Genomic DNA, 17,608 nt, shown 5'->3' with positions numbered 1-17,608 from the left:
CTGGAGGGGCTGCATCTTTGATGCTGCCCAAACAGGCGGGAGCTGTTCACAAAACCCAGATATCCATAGGGGTTTCAACTCCGCGAACGGTCTGACCCGTGCGTTTCTGGAACCCATCCATCAGCGATCCACTATTCGGATTCTCGCGCAATGCCTGCTCTTGCAACGCATCACTGACCACGATCCGGGCGTTAAAATCACGGGTCATCGCCTCCAACTTGGCCGAGACATTCACCGCATCTCCAATGACTGCGAACTCCAACCGGTTGGCCCCGATATCCCCCAGAACGACCGAACCAAAATGCACACCGATCCCGACATGGATATCATGCTCTCCCGCACGAAGCCGTTCCTGGTTCCAATCGTCGATGACGCCAACCATCGCGCGCGCGCAGCCCAGCGCATTGCTGGCGTCCAAAGGCGTTGCGACCGGCGTGCCAAAAGTCGCCATAAGCCCGTCACCCAGATATTTGTCCAACGTGCCATGGTGACGGAACACCTCAGCCTCCATCCGCGCATGAAACCCGCGCAACACCTCAATCACCTCATAGGGGTCCCGTCCGGCTGCAAATTTCGTAAAGCCCACAATGTCGATAAACAGCACCGCGATATCCGCCTTGCGCACCTGTTTCAGCGGCTCGTCGTTCTGGCTGAGTTCATCGACCACATTGGGCGAGAAGTAACGCGACAGATTCGCCCGCTCCCGCTCCAGCCCTGCATTGCTCATCAACAAGCGATTTAGCCGTCGCATCGACACGCCAAGCGTCACCGCGACCATGACGAACACGATCACCTGCTGAATGCGCTGCGGGATATCGAAACTGTTGGGATCCAACAGTTCTGCGACGTCCGGATAGCCCTGCAGAGCCGCGGCCACCTTCTGGCTGATCCCCGGAATCGGCGTGGCTACCCACCAGGCGATGATCCAACCCGCCGTCCAAATTAGTGCTGTCCAGGAGCCAATCGCGACAACCGTGCGCCACGAATAGGCCAGCGTCCCAGCAGCCAGAATAATGAAGAAATACTGAAAATTGTCGAACCGGTACTGCATGGCCAGCGGCCGCACATCATCGCTGAACGGGTTTGGCACAATCATCCCAAGCGTCATGATCAGAAGATCGACAAAGATCAGCAACAGCTCGGTCCGCGATTGTCCAACCCGCCCTGCGCGCCGGATCAACCAGCCATTTGCGCAGATGAGAAGCAGGATGAAATGATACCACAGCACCTCCCATTGCGGGTTCAGAAAGATCAACAAAACCCCGGTCAAAGCCATCGCGATCCAGCGCGCGCGGACGGCCAGTTCCAGACCCTCCTGCTTGTGCCGTTGCATCGCGGCTTCGGTGTATTTGTTGTCCAGATCCACAACATCCGGCTGGGTAACGGCGAACCGTTCCAGTCTGGATGGGCTGGCAGTTGTCTCGCTCATGACAGGAACCTCTGAGGCAGTGCTGGCGACGCGCCCATGCAATCACCTCTGACTGGAAAACAAAAGACCCCGCCGAGAACGGCGGGGCAAGGCGTAGTGCCTTGTGTCAGGCCACAGGCACCGGCGGTTTTCGTGATATCAGTTGTGCATCTCGGCCCGGATCTGCTGGCGCAGAACGTCGATCGGCACCGTTTTGCCATCGCGCTTGAAGCACCAATAGGTCCAACCGTTGCAGGAGGGGGCGTTCTCAAGATGTGCGCCAACCTGATGGATCGAGCCTTTGACGTTGTCGCCAACCAACGTTCCATCGGCGCGAACTTTGGCTTTGTGGCGCTGGTTCATCGAGTAAAGCTCTTCGCCCGGGCGCAGCATCCCGCGTTCGACCAACTGGCCGAAAGGAACACGCGGTTCGGCGCGTTTGCTGGCGCTGACCTCCAGCGCCTCGCGGTCGAACTTTCGCACCTTCGAGATCCGCTTCTCGGCCACTTTGCGATAGCTTTCCTCGCGCTCGATGCCGATGAACTCACGCCCCAGCATCTTGGCGACGGCCCCTGTTGTGCCTGTGCCAAAGAACGGATCGAGGATCACATCACCCGGATTGGTCGAGCCAATCAAAACGCGGTGCAGCAGAGACTCGGGCTTCTGTGTCGGATGCGCCTTGTCGCCGTTTTCGTCCTTGAGGCGCTCGTGCCCTGTGCAGATCGGCAGAACCCAGTCACTGCGCATCTGCACCCCTTCGTTCAGCGCTTTCAGAGCTTCATAGTTGAACGTGTATTTCGCGCCTTCGCGCTTCGAGGCCCAGATCATCGTCTCATGCGCGTTGGTGAAACGCTTGCCGCGGAAATTCGGCATCGGGTTCGACTTGCGCCATACGACGTCGTTCAAAATCCAGTATCCCGCGTCCTGCAGGGCTGAGCCTACGCGGAAGATGTTGTGGTACGAGCCGATCACCCAGATCGCGCCGTTCGGCTTGAGCAACCGGTGCGCCGCTTTGAGCCAATCGCGGGTGAATTGGTCATAGGCCCCAAAGCTTGAGAATTGATCCCAGTGATCGTCAACCGCATCCACCTGGCTGTTGTCGGGGCGATGCAACTGGCCTTTCAGCTGCAAATTATAGGGCGGATCCGCAAAGATCAGATCAACCGACGCCTCGGGCAGACTGTTCATCACATCGATGCAGTCGCCAGATAGAATCGTGTTTAAAGGGAGCGCTTTTGCGCCCTTTTTGGTGGTCGTTGTCATATCACTGCCTCAAGTATCCACGGCGCTTTTGCGCTCATTTGGTTGAGACAAGGATGAGTCAAAGACGATTCGCCGTCAATTTCTTTTTTTGAATCAGAGACTTACGATTTACTCTTGATACAAGATATTGTGTACCGTCTTGAACGAACGCCTATGATGTGGGGTCAAGCCAAGATTTTGCAGCGCCTCGCGGTGCTGTTTTGTCGGATATCCGGCGTTTGCCTCCCAGCCGTAGCCGGGATGCTGTTGCGCTAAATCCACCATCAGCTGATCGCGCCAGTTTTTCGCGATGATCGAAGCCGCCGCAATCGACACGGATTTGCCATCCCCCTTGATCACAGCCTCGGACGGGATCTGCAGCCCGTTTGGAATCATGTTCCCGTCGATTAGAAGGTAATCGGGTGCCGGATCCAGTGCCTGCACCGCGCGCACCATGGCCAGATGCGAAGCGCGCAGGATATTGAGCTCATCAATCTCGGCGACCGAGGCCTCGGCCACGGCGATCTCGGCCCGGTCCCGCAACTCTGCCTCCAACGCTGTGCGTCGCTTGAGCGAGAGCTTCTTGGAATCGTTCAGCCCCTCGGGAATATCGTCTGGATTCAGGATCACGGCGGCGGCAACCACAGGTCCGGCCAACGGGCCGCGCCCGACCTCATCCACGCCTGCAACCCGGACATAGCCCCGCGCGTGCAGCCCCTGTTCAAGTTCAAAAGTCGGTTTTATCATCCCTTCGGAAAACCGCGTTTTCACAGCCGCCGCAACAAAAAAAGAGAGGGCAGCTTGCGCCACCCTCTCTCAGCGCGGTGCTGTTTCGCACCGCTCCTGCTCGACCGTGTTACTTGTAAACGACGCGGTATCCGTGATGACGCAGGCATGCAGGTTCATACGCCCGCTTAACCTTGTTGCCATTCCAGAAACCGACCTTGCACTCTTGCGGCAGGCTTTTGGAATGTTTGTAGTGCTTGTTGAGGCACTTTGTTCCCAGCAGCGGACGCGGCCCGTAATTGTCATGCTGGCGCAGGCAGCGTTGTGGAAGGTCATAGCGTGCCACGTGTCTGGGCAAAGGCTTCACCTTGGGATACTTGACCTGAGGCGCAGTTTGCACATGGTTGTATTGCCGCGCGGCTTTCTCACGATCCTTGCGCTTTTCCTTGTTATAGTAGTGCACACCTGCGCCAATGATCGCGATCGCGGCCAACCCCCCGAGGATATCCCCAGTGTCCGCAGCACGCGCCTTTGAGGCCGACACGCCGGTAATCGCCATAGCCGTCGCGATGATCAGAGCGATGAATTTCTTGTGCATGATGCCTGTCCTTTCCGAGATTTTTGGCGACCCCGTGATGGACCGCGTCTTTGATGCCTCAACACTGGGTCCACCCCCCTCAGACAAGCAATATCGGCCCCGTGTTATTGGATATCAGGCGCCGCAAACCCCTTTGGTCATTGAATATCAGCCCAAGCCATGCGCAGGATGCAGCTTATGAAACAGATCTTCTCTTCTCTGGTCGCAGCTGCGCTGATATCGGTGGCCCCGGTGGCGTTGGCTGCGGAATGTTATGCCGATTACAAGGCCAAACAGGACAACCCGCTGCGCCTGCACTATGGCGTGATGCAGGTTTCGTCCTGCGACAAGGGACAGGCAACGAGTGAAGTCGCCCAGCGCCTCAGCGGTTCAGGGTGGACCCTGCTGAATGTCCAGTCCGTTTTTGGGCCGGAAGGGTTAGATCAAAGGAAGGCCAATGCCGGAAAATTCTATCTCCGTTTCTGAGGCGCGACGCTCGGGCGTGCGCCTTGTCGGTCTGGGCATTGCCGCCATTGTCGTGATCCTAATCACCGCCGCGCTGTTCCTGTTCTGGACACTGCCCGATGCCAATGCCTTCAACGCTCGCGTCGAACGGTTATTTGTTGAGGCGGATCTGACCTCACAAACCGAAATCCGGTTGCTTGAGATTCTGGCCCAATCGGGAACGGCCTTTGCCGATACGCTGTCCAGCTACCGCATGGTGATCTATGTACTGCTGGTCTTTGCCTGCGCGATGATGATCTCAGCCCTTGTGTTTCTGGTGATGCTTGCGCTGCTGAACCGGCGCATGGCACAGATCGAACGCACCGGCATCCAGGTGACATCGCTGCTGATCAGCCGCGAGGAAAACACCGTCTACCTGAACAACATGGACTTCAAATTGACCCCAGCGGCCATGGAGACCCTCTCGGTGCTGGCGGAATCCCGTTTGGATGATGAGGTCCTGTCAGGCGCTCAGATCGAGGCGACGATATCGGGGCGCGATGCAGCCGATTGTGACGAGGCAGCAGGCGCCACCCGCATCAAACGGCTGCGCGACGCCTTGGGCAATCAGATGGTCAGTGAGTTGCTGGTCAAGAACATCGCAAAAAAGGGCTATATGCTGTCGATCGAAAAAGACGTCATTCAGATGGTTTAGAATCCGCGCCCCTCTTGGAATGCCCGACCAAAACGCCCATTCTATAGGGACCCCGGGCAAGGGAGGGATGGCGATGAACGTCCACACCACACCAAAATCCAACGGTTATGACATCTCGGTCGAACATCTGTCCGACAGGATCGCGATTTTTCGCGATGGCCTCCTGTTGGCCGAAAGCCAGAACGCCAAGGTGATGTATGAAACCCGGCTGCCGCCGACGATCTACGTCCCACGCGCGGATGTGTGCGTCGACCTGAGCGGTGAAACCGGCCTGCAAACCTTTTGCCCCTTCAAGGGAACCGCGACCTATCACGATATCAACCTGCCCGGAGATCGCCTGGCCAATTCGGTATGGGCCTATGACGACGCCCTGCCAGAGAGCGCTGCAATTCGGGGGCATATTGGGTTCATGCCCAGTGCCTATACGGATATCGACCTGGGCAATAACCAACTGCGCGACATCGAAGACACCAATATCAGCGGTCCGCTGATCGACTGGCTGATGCGTGGGGCGTCGCTGTCGGATACGCCCGAAGCATTCACCAAGGCGCTGGCCGAAAAGATGCTGGAACACGGTATCGCGATCCAGCGCCTCAGCATTCTTGCATGGTCCCTGCATCCTCTGATCGCGGGGAAACACTTCATCTGGGAAAAGGGCGAGGATGAGATTCTGACCCGCGCGCCCACCTATGAAATCTACGACCACCCTGCGTTCATCAACAGCCCATTGCGCCATGTCTCGAACGGGTTGGGCGGCGTGCGCCAAAGGGTGAACGACGAGAACCCGCATAACAGCTTTCCCATCATTGAAGATCTGCGCGCCAAAGGGGCCACGGACTATGTCGCCATGCCGCTGCCCTTCTCGGACGGTCGAACAAACGTGCTGACGCTCAGCTGCGATCATCCCGATGGGTTCACGACGGAGAATCTTGGTCTGGTGTTCGAATGCTCGGCCGTGATCGCCCGCTTTTATGAGGTGTTCATGCAGCGCGAAAACGCACAGGTTCTACTGGAAACCTATGTCGGCAAGCGCTCAGGCGCGCGCGTGCTGGGCGGAGAGATCCGACGCGGCGACGGGGATGAGATTGATGCGGCCATCATGTTCTGCGATCTGCGAAACTCGACCAGCCTGGAAGAAAGCCTTAGCCGGGATGCCTATATCAATCTGCTGAACGAGTTCTTTGAGACGGTCTCGGGTATCGTGGATGAAAACGGGGGCGAAGTTCTGAAATTCATCGGCGACGCCGTTTTGGCCGTTTTCCCAGCGGGTGAGGAACCCGCGCAAGCCCGCGCGAATGCCCAACAGGCGGCAACAGAAATCGTCGAAAAACTCGCGGAACTGCGTTCGGAAGATCCTGATATCCACTGCGACTGCTCGATCGGCGTGTCCTATGGCCGGGTGACCTATGGCAATGTCGGCTCGCGCGAACGGCTGGATTTCACCGTTATCGGACAAGCCGCCAACGTCGCCGCGCGTTTGGGTGAGCATAGTAAATCGACCGGTTACCGCATTGTCGTCTCGCAAGACATTGAGCCTGCCTGCTGCAATGCAATCCCGCTCGGCGACATCAAACTGCGCAACGTGTCGCAGCCGGTCACATGTTTTGCCCTGCGTACAGCGGCTGATGTTGAAGTCGGGGACCCAGCTTAAGCTCGGCGAAATATCAAGCTCGCTGCGTTTGATTTAGTTCGACCATATGATGCGCAGAATGGATTGGGTCCCGTCCCGCCACCCTGACGATTGGTGCAAGATGCACCAGCTTTAGCCCGCACCCAACAAGATCAAAGCGGTCTGGGCCGGTGATATTGTGCTTTGCAGTTGCGCGATCTGACTGCGGGCCAGATACGTATCCGTCAGTTTCTGAATGGTTTCAGGCTCAGTGAATTGGGCCAGATCATCCGATCCGGTCAAGCCTGACAAACGGTCCTTGAACACCTCAAGCTGCCTGTCCAGATCGAGCTGCGAAAACGAGGATGGCAGGCCAAGCGCAGTCTCCATCATGCTACGCAAGGGTGGCAAGCCCATCAAGTCGAACCATTTTGTGTCCGCGCTGCTGTCACCGGCAGCCAGTTCACCAAGCGCATGTTGCGCGTAGAGGGAAATCCGCATTGTCTCATTCGTCTCACCCACGGAAACTTCGAAACGGGACACCAGATTGTCTTCGGCGATCTGCTCCATATTCGTGATCAGACCGGTCTTGCGCACCTCTCCGGGGCCAAAACCGAACGCTTGAGAAAACTCGCGATACCGTTTGTCGGACAATCGGTTGGACAGGGCATCAAAGGCTTTGGTTCCATCCTCCAATATCTTTTGGATGAAGAACCGATTGTTGATGTCCTCTTCCAACCCGAAAGCGCCCAAAGCAACCTGTAGCAACCGACGATCCGACACAAGGTCTTCGGCGGATTGAACCTTGCTTATGTTTTCCAGAAAATACTGCCTGTCCCTCTGGTTGACGCTGGAGTTCGTAAAGCTCTCCAGCTGCGCCTCATAGGTCCGCTGCAAAAAACGCCAGCCGACAATACCGCCAGAGGGTATGACAGGCTGGAACGTCATTGCTGGTACGCCATCAGCCGCTCTTCCCGTGGCAACAAAGAGCGGAGGGACTTGAGGCATTTATAGTATTGCTCGGCCACCAGTGCTTCGGTCGCCTCGCTCAGAACACGACGACTGTCTGAATCCGTGAACACCTGGCTTAGTTCCTCAACCCGGCGCAGCAATTGCTGGCGCGCCTGATCAGGCTCCATATCACCAGACAATACCAATTGAGCAGCGTAGCAAACGCGGCGCACAGGTGTTGTGACTTCGTCCGGGTGGATCGCATCGCGCAGTCGCAAAACGTTGGCTTGCGGTGTCATGATCGAAAACCGGCTGCGGCGGTCTCCATTTTCGATCACTACACCATTGATCAACACCCGCTCTTTCGGGGCAAGTTTCAGGACCAGGCCACTCATCCGGCGGCCCTCATGTGTCGCAGACCGCGCAGAACGGCCATGTTGATCTCCAGCAAAGGTTCTACCGTCGCAGTGTTCCCCAAAACCTGTGCGCTGTGCTGCTCCGTAAACTCGGCCAGGTAGAAAATCCGCGCGCGCAGGTCCTTCGGAAGCGAGTTATCCGAGTCCGCCACGCCGGTCGCCAGCACGGTCCACAACCGCCGATTTTCATGCAATGCCTGCACAAATTCGGAAAAATCCGTTGCCTTCCGGGCTGCCGCTGCCTTGAGCCGATGCGTGATCTTCGAGATCGCCTCATACTCCGTGTCCCGCGGCGTGCGGGTCGGAGCTGCAGATTGCGCATAGGCGCGTTGAGCGTAGCTTTGCGGTGTCACTTGAAATCCTTCCAATAGGCCGTCTTCAGGCAGTCAGGACCGGGGCGCGGTGTTTACGCCCCGGCCAGGTTCCGGATTTAGCGGAACAGAGACAGGATCGACTGCGGCGCCTGGTTGGCAATCGACAGCGACTGGGTGGCCAGCTGCTGTTGCACCTGCAGCGCCTGCAACCGGGCCGAGGTTTCTTCCATATTGGCGTCCACCAGAGAGCCGATGCCCGATTTGAACGAGTCAGTCAGGTTCGAAATAAACTCTTTCTGGGTCTCGATCCGACCCTGGGCCGAACCGAAGGCGGCCGAAGCGTCGATCGAGGTGTCGATCAGCGATTCAACGGCCGCCAGCGCGGCGGTTGCCCCCGGACCGGTCGACACGTCAATGCCAGTCAGCGCTCCCAGACCACCCGAGCCTGCGTTCACGTACTGAGCAGAGAACGAAACGTCTGAACCCGTGCCATTCGTAACGGACAGAGTGCCTGCCGTGCCCGAGTCGTAGTCAACGGTCAGACCAGTTATGCCTAATTCTTCGATCTTGGCTTTCAAACCAACGGCAACAAGGTCACCGGTTGTGGTGGCTGCCGCATCTGCCGCAGACACGGTGTAGGACACAACCTGATCATCAATAGCGACAACCACCTTATCGCCCGCCGCGAAGGCACCACTGGACTCATCGGTCACCAGTGCGGTTGCCGATGTAGCACCAGCGGCAATGGTGGCACCGACGCGGTCATTGGCTGTCGACGAGCCGGTCGAGCCGTCGAATACCGCCGCTGAGGTGTAGCCACCAGTCGACAGGTTCTGACCCGCTACCGTTATGGAAGAAGCCGTCACAGCACCAGTGTTGTCCCGATCCAAAGAGGCCAAAATAGACGCCGAGCCAGCCGAACCATCAACAAGGTTCAACCCATTGAATTGGGCAGCCCCCACGACCGAAGTGATCTGGTTCTTCAGCGCAGTTACATCATCGTTGATCTTGCCACGATCCACGTTGTCTTCCTGCGCCGCGACGATCTTTTCCTTCATCTGGGTCAGAAGGTCGGTGACAGTTTCTGACGCGTTCCGTGCGACGGCAACCGTCGATTCACCCAGCGAAAGGCTGTCTTTGATCGCGTTGAAGCCTTTGACGTCCGATTCCATCACTTTGGAAATCGCCCAGACGGCCGAGTTGTCTTTTGCTGTTGCGACATCCTTGCCGGTCGAGATAGCGTTCTGGGTCATCTCGAGGTTTTTGTTGACCGATTTCAGGGTCTGCAGCGCAACCATCGCGCCGTTGTTTGTCAGAATACTGGACATAATTCCATCCTTTTGCGTTAGGGCTTCAGCGCCCAAGATCACCCCGCTAGACAAGCGGGCTTTGGTGTCTTTCTGACCTGTGCGACGCGCCGTCCGGCCCGTCGCGCCACCCGATGTTTCAGGTGCAGCACCACCTTTGACCTCGATCCCCTAACGGAGTGCTAAAGCGGCCCGACTCATAATTTTGGATTTGAATCAACTCCGGCCCTATGCGCGTTTTTCAAGCTTTACCTGACTCCGCACGGCAAAGCCGTTGCGTTGCCCGTCGGCCCCATAAGTGCTGAATTCCTGCCGCACGCGGTTCAGCTCTGCCATGCGGCTTGCAACCGCGCGAATCCCTTCGGCCGCGCTGTCCAGAAGCGCTTGATTGCGTTCCACTTTTTTATGGACGCGAAGTAGATCATCGCTGCTCAGCACCTGAAGATCGTTGATCGCACCAATCAGTTTCTCTTTTTCAGGGACCATATGATTGAGTCGCTCAAGATCACCGTCCACAAGCGCGGAGCGCTCAAGATCAAGGACCTCCTCCAGTGATTTGATCAGAAGGTTAGATTCATGTGTCATCGGAATTCTCCATCAAGGATTGAAACAGAAGTTCAGACAGGCCAACTCCGCCGGATTGCGCCATTTGCCGGGCCTGATGCTGCAAAAGAAAGGACGAGAACTGGTCCTCACCTGCACCGCCACCGAACGAATCGCGTGCTTTTCCCAAGCCTGCGGATTTCAGCATTTCGGCCAGAAACGCCGCCTCGAGCTCGACTGCAGCGGCTTGCAGGCGGTCTTGGGTTGAGGGCGGCGGCATCGACTGGAGGGGAGGGATATTCATCGGCTTCTCCGAAAATTGCATCGAACTTTCTTGATCAAAGACGAAAGCGGTTAAAATAAACGTAACCTCCTTTGGGCAGTTTGACGGTCAACCACTACGGAGCCGGAGCAAAATGCCCAACCCTCTTACGCTGATGACACCAACGCAAACTGCGGCCACGAAACCGGGGACACGCGAAACCACATCGGAGACGTCTACGCGCTTTCAGGATGTTCTGAAGGAAGAGACGCCGAAGCCTGAATCTGAGGTTGTAGCCGAGGATGAAACCGCCGTTGAGCAGGACGTCGTGCCGGAGGATCCTGCCCTAGAAAAGGTTCTTGCTGACCCTCTGTCAACCCAGCCTGACGCTCCTGAGGAACACGTGTTTGGGGACTTGGTCGTACTGCCCGTGCAGAGCGCGACGCAGGTAACGCAAGGGTCTGAAACTGCGCCTATTCCATCGAATCTCGAGCGTACAGAGGCGCCGAAAACCGACCCGTGCGCAATGCAACAGGTTTCGAATGCCGCACCGCAAAGGCCCGAAGTCGAAAACACGCGCAGTTCACCTGTTCAGCCACAACCCAACACGGTCCAACAGGATTCGGCCAAGGCCTCGGACGGTCAGGTCTTGCCTGCAAAGCCGATTGCTGGGCAGCCTGTTATAGCTGAGCGTGCGCAACCTTCCGCTTCGGCGCTACCCGCTGATACAACGGTTGCGCCCCAGATAAATGCGGCTCCAACTGCGCCTCAATCTCCCAGACCCACACCGACTCTCGCGCAGATGCAGGTGATGGCGTCAGTTCGGAACGCAGATGCCGAAACCGCCGCAGTGATTCCTGAAACGGATGGTGTGATTGCCACGCGCGAAGAACCGCTGTTTCAAAACGTCCGCGACACGGCTTCGGTTGCGCAGCCAGCCTCACAGGCTGCCAAGGCTGAGATCACCCGAGCCATCGCCGGGCAGATGGCGGCGGCGATTCAGGTTCGGGCGGGTTCCGGTACGATCGAGATCGCGCTCAGCCCCGAGGAACTGGGGCGGGTCTCCATCACGCTCAACGGTCGCGAGGATGGGATGGTTCTGACCATAGCCGCCGAGCGCCCCGAAACACTGGACCTGATACGCCGACATCTCGCCGTCTTGGAGGCTGAATTCCAAAACCTTGGATATGGCGACATCTCGTTTGACCTAAGCACATCGGACGATGCGCAGGATGATACTGCAAACCCGAAGGCAAGCGACTATGGACCTTCCTATTCGAATGAACCGGACGCGCCAAACACTCCGATCATTCCCCGAAATCTCTCGGGTCGTGGCATTGATATGAGGCTTTGACAGATGATCACTCCTACAAGTTCCGCTCAGACCCCGATACTGACCCCGACCTCGGCTGCCTCGCAGGCATCCAAGCTGACCTCGGATTTTGAGACCTTTCTGCTGATGCTCACCGCACAAGCGCGAAACCAGGACCCGTTGGAGCCTATGGATTCCTCGGAATACGCATCTCAGCTGGCCCAGTTCTCGATGGTCGAACAGCAGGTTCAGACCAATGACCTGTTGTCTTCCCTGAGCACGGCCTTGGGTGGGCAAAAGCTGAGTGAGCTTTCCAATTGGGTGGGCGTTGATGTTCGATCCGCTTCAGCCTTTCGATTCGAAGGCCAGCCGGTCACTCTGTTTGCTCAGGCCGATGCAACAAGTGATGAAGCCATCATGGTGATCCGCAATTCAACCGGCACCGTAATCGACCGCATTCCAGTCAATCACACAGACACCGAACTCCTCTGGGCCGGCACCGATGCTTCTGGCGATCCGCTGGGACAGGGCATGTATTCCGCCACGTTGGAGAGTTACAAGAATGACGAACTGTTATCGCAGCGATTGGCCGCTAGCTACAACCGCGTGGTTGAGGCGCAAATCGCGGATGGCACGGTGCATCTGTCCCTGCAAAGTGGGGCCACTGTCCGCTCGGACGAGGTGACGGCGATCCGAACAGGCGCTTGATCTGATCGGGCTGGCAGTCCAAACCTTGGCAAATCACGATTCCCTTGCTGAGCGGTACATCCCCTGCCCCATGTCAACGCGCCTCTACCAGACCTGATTGACCAGCTGCGCACGCGCGGGCTGATCACGGGATCCGTGCGGTTCGAACCTTTGTTTGGGGGTCGGACCAATATGGTGTGGAAAGTTCTGGGCGAGAGTGGCGACACGGTATTGAAGCTTTACAGAACCAAACTGCGCAACCCCATGTTCAGCAATGACGCCCAACTCGAAGCGCTGTGTCTGCGCGCGTTTGAGCAGGACGGGTTCGTACCCCGGTTGCGGGCAACTGGGCAACATCAGGGCGACGCCTGGGTTCTGTACGATCACGCACCGGGTCGCCCGTGGGAAAGTGGAACGGCTCAGGTCGCCTCTTTGCTGCGCAGATTGCATGGTGCGACGGTCGATTTGCCGCTGCCTACAGGACGGAACGGCAGCGCTGATCTGGCTCGCCACGGGGCTGAGCTCTTGGCGTTGTGTTCCTCTGGCTTTAAAGATCGCGTCACCGCGATGCGGCCCGAGGAACCTGTGCCTCCAACAAAAAGAACGTGTATGATCCACGGCGACCCTGTGGCCGGGAACATTCTGGTGGACGGCTCCAACCTGACCCTGATCGACTGGCAATGCCCGGCAATTGGCGATCCCTGCGAGGATCTGGCCCTGTTCCTATCGTCTGCCATGCAGCATCTGTATCGCGGCGCTCCGCTTAACCCAGATGAACACGCGCAGTTCCTGGCCAAGTATAACTGCCCCAAAACAGTTGCCCGCTACGAAGCACTACGTCCGTGGTATGCGTGGCGAATGGCAGCCTATTGCCTGTGGCGATTTGAGAACGGATCAACAGACTATGAAAAAGGCCTGCAGCTTGAGCTAAAGGCCCTTGAGGATCGCGCTATTTCTGAATGACGGCGTCTTCCCAGGCCGTCAGGAATTTCCTGCGTTTGAGCGTGTCGAGATAGGTCAACAAAGCGGGCTCCAGCGTGATAACTGCGGCCTCCTGCGCCTGCTGTGAGGTGAGCAAGGGCAAAGGTGCCAGCTCAGGCACTGCAACGATCAGGTTGCGGACAAACGCCTTGGCGACAGCAGGATATCGCGTGTTTTTAACCACCATTGCCGTTCGCATCATGGTTGTCTGAAAATCGCTGGGCAGAATGACTTCGAGCGCCTCTTTGCCTTCAACCCGTGCCGTTGCGTAGCTACCAAGCACGTTGTAGGCCACCGCGATCGAGCCACTTGTCAGATCGTCAATCATGTCGCCCGAGCAGCAATACAGACGCAGGTCCAGCCCGCCCATGACTTCCATCAGACGCCAAAAGGTCTCGGAGGCGCGAGCATCTTGCGTGGCGAACAAATAGCCCAAGCCAGATTGGCGGACATCATAGGTACCGACTTTCCCACGGAAGGCTTCGGGGCGCGCGCGCAGGGCCTCGATCAGTTCCTGCCGGGTTTGCGGAACGGGATACCCTGCGAAGGCCGCACGGTTGATAACGATGGCCGCCGGCTCCTGGGTAAAGGCAAACAGGCTGTCATGCCACTGGGCCCATTCCGCGCCCGGCATATCCTTCAAAGGCATTGCAAACCCATCATTCGCAAGCTTCAGCTGCAGATCCATCGCGCTGGAAATGACAACATCAAACGCCTCAGGCGCAGCCCGCACACGCGCATTCAGATCGGCGGTTCCCGTCACCAGATACTCGACGGAGACATCTGGATTTTGCGTCAGGAACCCCTCGATCAACGGCGCGAAAAGCGCGGTGTCGGTGCTGGAGATGATACGCAAATGCGGGCCTTCAGCGGCGGCGTTGAACACCCGCTGGTCCTCCCACTCCTCGGCCACGCAGGCTGAGGCCAAAAGTGTGACGATCAAAGCAATAAGGTAACGCATGCGCCTGTACCTTTCCGGTTGGTCAGGATCAGATCGCCGCCATGGGCCTTTGCGACATCCTGAACGATGGTCAGGCCAAGCCCCGAGCCAATGGTCCCGGCCGCATTCTTCCCACGCTCGAACCGCCGGGTGAGTGTGTCGATTTCACTTGGCGGAAAGCCCGGCCCCTGATCGCTCACGCTGATCTGCGCTTGCGCCCCTTGCGAGACCTCGATCTCGACCACGCTTTCGGCGGGGGCATATTTCAGCGCGTTGTCGACCATGTTGCGCACGGCATTCTGGATCAGGATCGGATCGCCGGAATAGGTCACAACGGGGTCTCCGACCAAGGTCAGGGAAAGGTCCTTCATCTCGGCAATGGGCGTGAGGCGTTGAACCAGATCGCGGACGAGAGCGACTAGATCAATCTCTTCCCGCTCCAGATGATCGGCGCGAAAGGTGATCATCGCATGATCCAGCAATTGCCCCGCCGCCCGAGAGCTTTCGTCAATTGCTCGCACCATCGAGCGCAAAGCCTCTCGATTCTCTTCCTTTTCAACGCGTTGCAACGTCGCGTCCGCATAAGACCGAACCGTTGCCAATGGCGTCCGAACCCGGTGTGCCGCCTCGGCTATGAAATCCTCGGACTGGCTGAGCGACTGATCCAAACGCCCCATCAAAGAGTTCAGCGACGACACAAGCGGGGCCATTTCCCGCGGCACCGGTTTTCTGAATGGGCTGAGATCTTGTGGGCCCCGACGTGTCACCGACGTCGTCAGCTTGTTCAACTGCCCGATGGTGGCAGACGTTGCCCAGAACGATAACCCGGCGACCAGCGTGAAGAAACCTATCCCCAAATACGCCGCGTTTCGTGAAATCTGCCTGAGGGTTTCGGCTAATGCGTCTTGCGTTTGACCAAGGGCCACTTCGACTTCGGTCCGGGTTCCCAAACCCACGAGAGTGCGGCTGGCGCTGACCTGGCGAATGCTCTCTCCGCGCACCTCGCCCGATTGAAAAACCCATTCGCCATTGGGCGTTCCATTCGTGGCTGAAAGATCGTCGTAGCCGGACAACAGTTCTCCGTCCTGAAAGATGGCGTAAAACACCCGATCATCCGACGGCGTACTTAGCATCGAGAAGGCGGCGTAGGGGATGTCGACCTCAAGCTCTCCGTCCCGCAGAGCGACGGCATCGAGGATCGAGGTGACGGAGGCACCAAGGATATTGTCCTGCCCTTGCTGCGCGACGCGAGCGGCATAACTGCGCACTGTAAAGAACAAAAGCAACGCCAGAATGGCCGCGCCGCCAATCAGGGTCAGCACCAGACGATTACGAAGAGATCCTGAAACCGCGGGGCTAGCTGACATGATCCAACCTGTAGCCCAGGCCACGCAACGTGGTAATTTTCAACTCCGAACGCTCGAGATGTTTGCGCAGGCGGGCGACATACACCTCGATAGCATTGTCCGAGACATCGTCATCGTAGGAAAACAGCCTGTCCGCCAGTTTTTGTTTCGAGAACACCTGACCGGGCGCATTGATGAAGAACTCCAACAGGCGCAGTTCCCGGTTGCGCAGCGACAGCGTCTCACCGCCGACAATCAGGTGACCGGCAACCGGGTCGAAAACGATACCGCCGATCTCGATCGTCGTTTTGGCGATCCCGGATTTGCGGCGCAAAACGGCGCGGCAGCGGGCCTCGAGCTCTGCGTGATCGAAGGGTTTGGTGACGTAGTCGTCGGCCCCCAGATCCAGCGACCCGATTCGATCCGAGACTTGGCTGCGCGCGGTCAAAACGATGACAGGTGTGTCCAGATGACTTGCACGGTGGCGTTTGAGGAAATCGCGCCCATCCCCATCGGGCAGCATGATGTCCAACAGGATCAGGTCATATTCCTCAGCCTCGACAAACGCGGTCGCATCGTCCAAAGTTGCAGCATGATCAACGACATGGCCGTCCAGTCGCATCCGCGAACCGATAGCGTTCGCGAGGTCCATATTGTCTTCGACCAGCAGGAATTTCATGAGGCGTTCGCAGTATTTTCGCGCATGACAGGTTGATGTCAGGTTGATGTGTTTTCTTGATCACAATCTGTGCCGTCAAGCGGCCAGTTGTCAAATGGGAGGACATCATGACAACTTTCAAACTGGGCCGTCGCGCCCTGATCGCGGCTGTGGCCGCTGTTGGTCTTGCGGGACCTGTTTTGGCTGACGGCCACGAGGTCGTGGACAGCATCCACTTCCTGATCCCCGGCGGCGCAGGCGGCGGCTGGGACGGTACCGCCCGCGGCACCGGCGAGGCGCTGACCAAAGCGGGGCTTGTCGGCACCGCGTCCTACGAGAACATGTCGGGCGGCGGCGGCGGTAAAGCCATCGGCTATCTGATCGAAAACGCCGACAGCAACCATGGCACGCTGATGGTGAACTCGACGCCCATCGTGATCCGCTCACTGACGGGTGTGTTTCCGCACAACTTCCGCGACCTGACGCTGGTCTCGGGCACAATCGGCGATTACGCGGCCATTGTTGTCGGTAAGGACAGCCCGATCAATTCGATGGCGGACCTGCTGGCCGCCTATGACGCGGACCCAGGTGCAACAGCTATCGGCGGTGGCTCGGTTCCGGGCGGAATGGACCATCTGGTTGCGGCCATGGTGATGGAAGCAGCGGGTAAGGACGCGCTTGGCGTGAAGTACATTCCTTATGATGCAGGCGGCAAAGCCATGGCAGCCTTGCTGTCGGGTGAGATCGCAGCGCTTTCCACTGGCTTCTCGGAAGCGGTTGATCTGGCCAATGCAGGCGAGGTGAAAATCATCGGTGTGACTGCGGATGAGCGTGTGGACGCAGCGCCCGACGCACAGACCATGAAGGAACAGGGCATCGACACCACCTTCGTCAACTGGCGCGGTTTCTTCGCAGCGCCCGGCCTGCCCGAAGACAAGCTGGCCGCCTACCAAGACGCCATCGCCAAGATGTATGACACCCCCGAGTGGGAAGAAGTGCGCGCGCGCAATGGTTGGGTGAACATCCACAACTCAGGCGATGATTTCTCGACCTTCCTCGAGCAGCAAGAACAGCAGATCAGCGATCTGATGAAAAAACTGGGCTTCCTCTAGGCACCACTCACGGCAGAGCGGCCCGCCCGCTCTGCCACAATCAACAAAAACACGAGGG

Annotated in this window: 20 protein-coding genes; 7 read left to right on the top strand and 13 right to left on the bottom strand. The window is 57.9% G+C overall.

The annotated features are described in order from the left end of the window. Nucleotides 1-46: 46 nt before the first annotated feature. From ACR0I8_RS08960 to ACR0I8_RS08945, 4 genes are all read right to left on the bottom strand, one after another. Nucleotides 47-1,429 (bottom strand): adenylate/guanylate cyclase domain-containing protein, encoded by a 1,383-nt coding sequence (locus tag ACR0I8_RS08960; protein ID WP_170690709.1) that lies wholly within the window; start codon nt 1,427-1,429, stop codon nt 47-49. A gap of 138 nt (nt 1,430-1,567) precedes the next feature. Continuing rightward, a complete protein-coding gene (locus ACR0I8_RS08955; protein WP_170552302.1) occupies nt 1,568-2,671 on the bottom strand; it encodes a site-specific DNA-methyltransferase in 1,104 nt (367 codons plus the stop codon). A gap of 108 nt (nt 2,672-2,779) precedes the next feature. Next, a complete protein-coding gene (locus ACR0I8_RS08950; RefSeq protein WP_170690711.1) occupies nt 2,780-3,397 on the bottom strand; it encodes a ribonuclease HII in 618 nt (205 codons plus the stop codon). Between the two features lie 109 nt (nt 3,398-3,506). After that, nucleotides 3,507-3,974 carry a hypothetical protein gene (locus ACR0I8_RS08945; protein WP_170375632.1) on the bottom strand — a complete coding sequence of 156 codons (468 nt, stop codon included), beginning with the start codon at nt 3,972-3,974 and terminating at the stop codon, nt 3,507-3,509. A gap of 177 nt (nt 3,975-4,151) precedes the next feature. Between ACR0I8_RS08945 and ACR0I8_RS08940 the strand changes: the two genes are divergently transcribed. From ACR0I8_RS08940 to ACR0I8_RS08930, 3 genes are all read left to right on the top strand, one after another. Continuing rightward, on the top strand, nt 4,152-4,439 hold the full coding sequence (locus ACR0I8_RS08940) for a hypothetical protein (protein ID WP_170375633.1): 288 nt from the start codon (nt 4,152-4,154) through the stop codon (nt 4,437-4,439). After that, complete coding sequence (locus ACR0I8_RS08935; protein ID WP_170460025.1) at nt 4,411-5,112, top strand: winged helix-turn-helix domain-containing protein; 702 nt, start codon at nt 4,411-4,413, stop codon at nt 5,110-5,112. The genes ACR0I8_RS08940 and ACR0I8_RS08935 overlap by 29 nt, the downstream gene beginning before the upstream one ends. A 73-nt stretch (nt 5,113-5,185) precedes the next feature. Next, complete coding sequence (locus tag ACR0I8_RS08930; protein ID WP_170690713.1) at nt 5,186-6,763, top strand: DUF427 domain-containing protein; 1,578 nt, start codon at nt 5,186-5,188, stop codon at nt 6,761-6,763. A 111-nt stretch (nt 6,764-6,874) separates the two neighbouring features. On the opposite strand, the gene ACR0I8_RS08925 is transcribed toward ACR0I8_RS08930, so the two are convergent. The 6 genes from ACR0I8_RS08925 to ACR0I8_RS08900 all read right to left on the bottom strand — a co-directional run bounded on the left by ACR0I8_RS08925 (nt 6,875) and on the right by ACR0I8_RS08900 (nt 10,556). After that, on the bottom strand, nt 6,875-7,669 hold the full coding sequence (locus ACR0I8_RS08925) for a DUF1217 domain-containing protein (RefSeq protein ID WP_170690715.1): 795 nt from the start codon (nt 7,667-7,669) through the stop codon (nt 6,875-6,877). Next, nucleotides 7,666-8,067: a flagellar biosynthesis repressor FlbT gene (gene flbT / locus ACR0I8_RS08920; RefSeq protein WP_170375637.1), complete on the bottom strand. Its 402-nt coding sequence runs from the start codon at nt 8,065-8,067 to the stop codon at nt 7,666-7,668. Before flbT ends, ACR0I8_RS08925 begins: the two co-directional genes overlap by 4 nt. Continuing rightward, nucleotides 8,064-8,441: a flagellar biosynthesis regulator FlaF gene (gene flaF, locus ACR0I8_RS08915; RefSeq protein WP_170690716.1), complete on the bottom strand. Its 378-nt coding sequence runs from the start codon at nt 8,439-8,441 to the stop codon at nt 8,064-8,066. Before flaF ends, flbT begins: the two co-directional genes overlap by 4 nt. Nucleotides 8,442-8,518: 77 nt before the next feature. Further along, a complete protein-coding gene (locus tag ACR0I8_RS08910; RefSeq protein ID WP_170375639.1) occupies nt 8,519-9,730 on the bottom strand; it encodes a flagellin in 1,212 nt (403 codons plus the stop codon). A 207-nt stretch (nt 9,731-9,937) separates the two neighbouring features. Next, nucleotides 9,938-10,294, bottom strand: a complete 357-nt coding sequence (locus ACR0I8_RS08905) for a flagellar biosynthesis protein FlgN (RefSeq protein ID WP_170690718.1) — start codon at nt 10,292-10,294, stop codon at nt 9,938-9,940. Beyond that, on the bottom strand, nt 10,284-10,556 hold the full coding sequence (locus tag ACR0I8_RS08900; protein WP_170375641.1) for a rod-binding protein: 273 nt from the start codon (nt 10,554-10,556) through the stop codon (nt 10,284-10,286). The genes ACR0I8_RS08905 and ACR0I8_RS08900 overlap by 11 nt, the downstream gene beginning before the upstream one ends. 112 nt (nt 10,557-10,668) lie before the next feature. Here ACR0I8_RS08900 and ACR0I8_RS08895 point away from each other — a divergent pair, with 112 nt between their 5' ends. The 3 genes from ACR0I8_RS08895 (at nt 10,669) to ACR0I8_RS08885 (ending at nt 13,476) form a co-directional block, all read left to right on the top strand. Continuing rightward, nucleotides 10,669-11,868, top strand: a complete 1,200-nt coding sequence (locus tag ACR0I8_RS08895; protein ID WP_170690720.1) for a flagellar hook-length control protein FliK — start codon at nt 10,669-10,671, stop codon at nt 11,866-11,868. A 3-nt stretch (nt 11,869-11,871) separates the two neighbouring features. Continuing rightward, nucleotides 11,872-12,534, top strand: coding sequence for a flagellar hook capping FlgD N-terminal domain-containing protein (locus tag ACR0I8_RS08890; protein WP_170690721.1), 663 nt, complete (start codon nt 11,872-11,874; stop codon nt 12,532-12,534). Between the two features lie 135 nt (nt 12,535-12,669). Then, a complete protein-coding gene (locus tag ACR0I8_RS08885) occupies nt 12,670-13,476 on the top strand; it encodes a phosphotransferase family protein (RefSeq protein ID WP_480525700.1) in 807 nt (268 codons plus the stop codon). Here the strand turns inward: ACR0I8_RS08885 and ACR0I8_RS08880 are convergent. From ACR0I8_RS08880 to ACR0I8_RS08870, 3 genes are read right to left on the bottom strand one after another with little or no spacing between them, the layout of a single operon-like run. Then, nucleotides 13,463-14,455 carry an ABC transporter substrate-binding protein gene (locus tag ACR0I8_RS08880; RefSeq protein WP_170690723.1) on the bottom strand — a complete coding sequence of 331 codons (993 nt, stop codon included), beginning with the start codon at nt 14,453-14,455 and terminating at the stop codon, nt 13,463-13,465. The genes ACR0I8_RS08885 and ACR0I8_RS08880 overlap by 14 nt on opposite strands. Then, complete coding sequence (locus ACR0I8_RS08875) at nt 14,434-15,801, bottom strand: sensor histidine kinase (protein ID WP_170690725.1); 1,368 nt, start codon at nt 15,799-15,801, stop codon at nt 14,434-14,436. Before ACR0I8_RS08875 ends, ACR0I8_RS08880 begins: the two co-directional genes overlap by 22 nt. After that, the gene (locus ACR0I8_RS08870; protein WP_170690727.1) at nt 15,791-16,459 is read right to left on the bottom strand and encodes a response regulator transcription factor; all 669 of its coding nucleotides are present in this window, start codon (nt 16,457-16,459) and stop codon (nt 15,791-15,793) included. The genes ACR0I8_RS08875 and ACR0I8_RS08870 overlap by 11 nt, the downstream gene beginning before the upstream one ends. Nucleotides 16,460-16,566: 107 nt before the next feature. On the opposite strand from ACR0I8_RS08870, the gene ACR0I8_RS08865 reads away from it, so the two are divergent. Further along, nucleotides 16,567-17,550, top strand: coding sequence for a tripartite tricarboxylate transporter substrate binding protein (locus ACR0I8_RS08865; protein WP_170375647.1), 984 nt, complete (start codon nt 16,567-16,569; stop codon nt 17,548-17,550). Nucleotides 17,551-17,608: the final 58 nt, after the last annotated feature.

It is taken from the genome of Ruegeria sp. BG9, assembly GCF_056538305.1.
The sequence above is the reverse complement of the archived record's forward strand: the minus strand, read 5'-3'. Positions and strand labels throughout refer to the sequence as shown.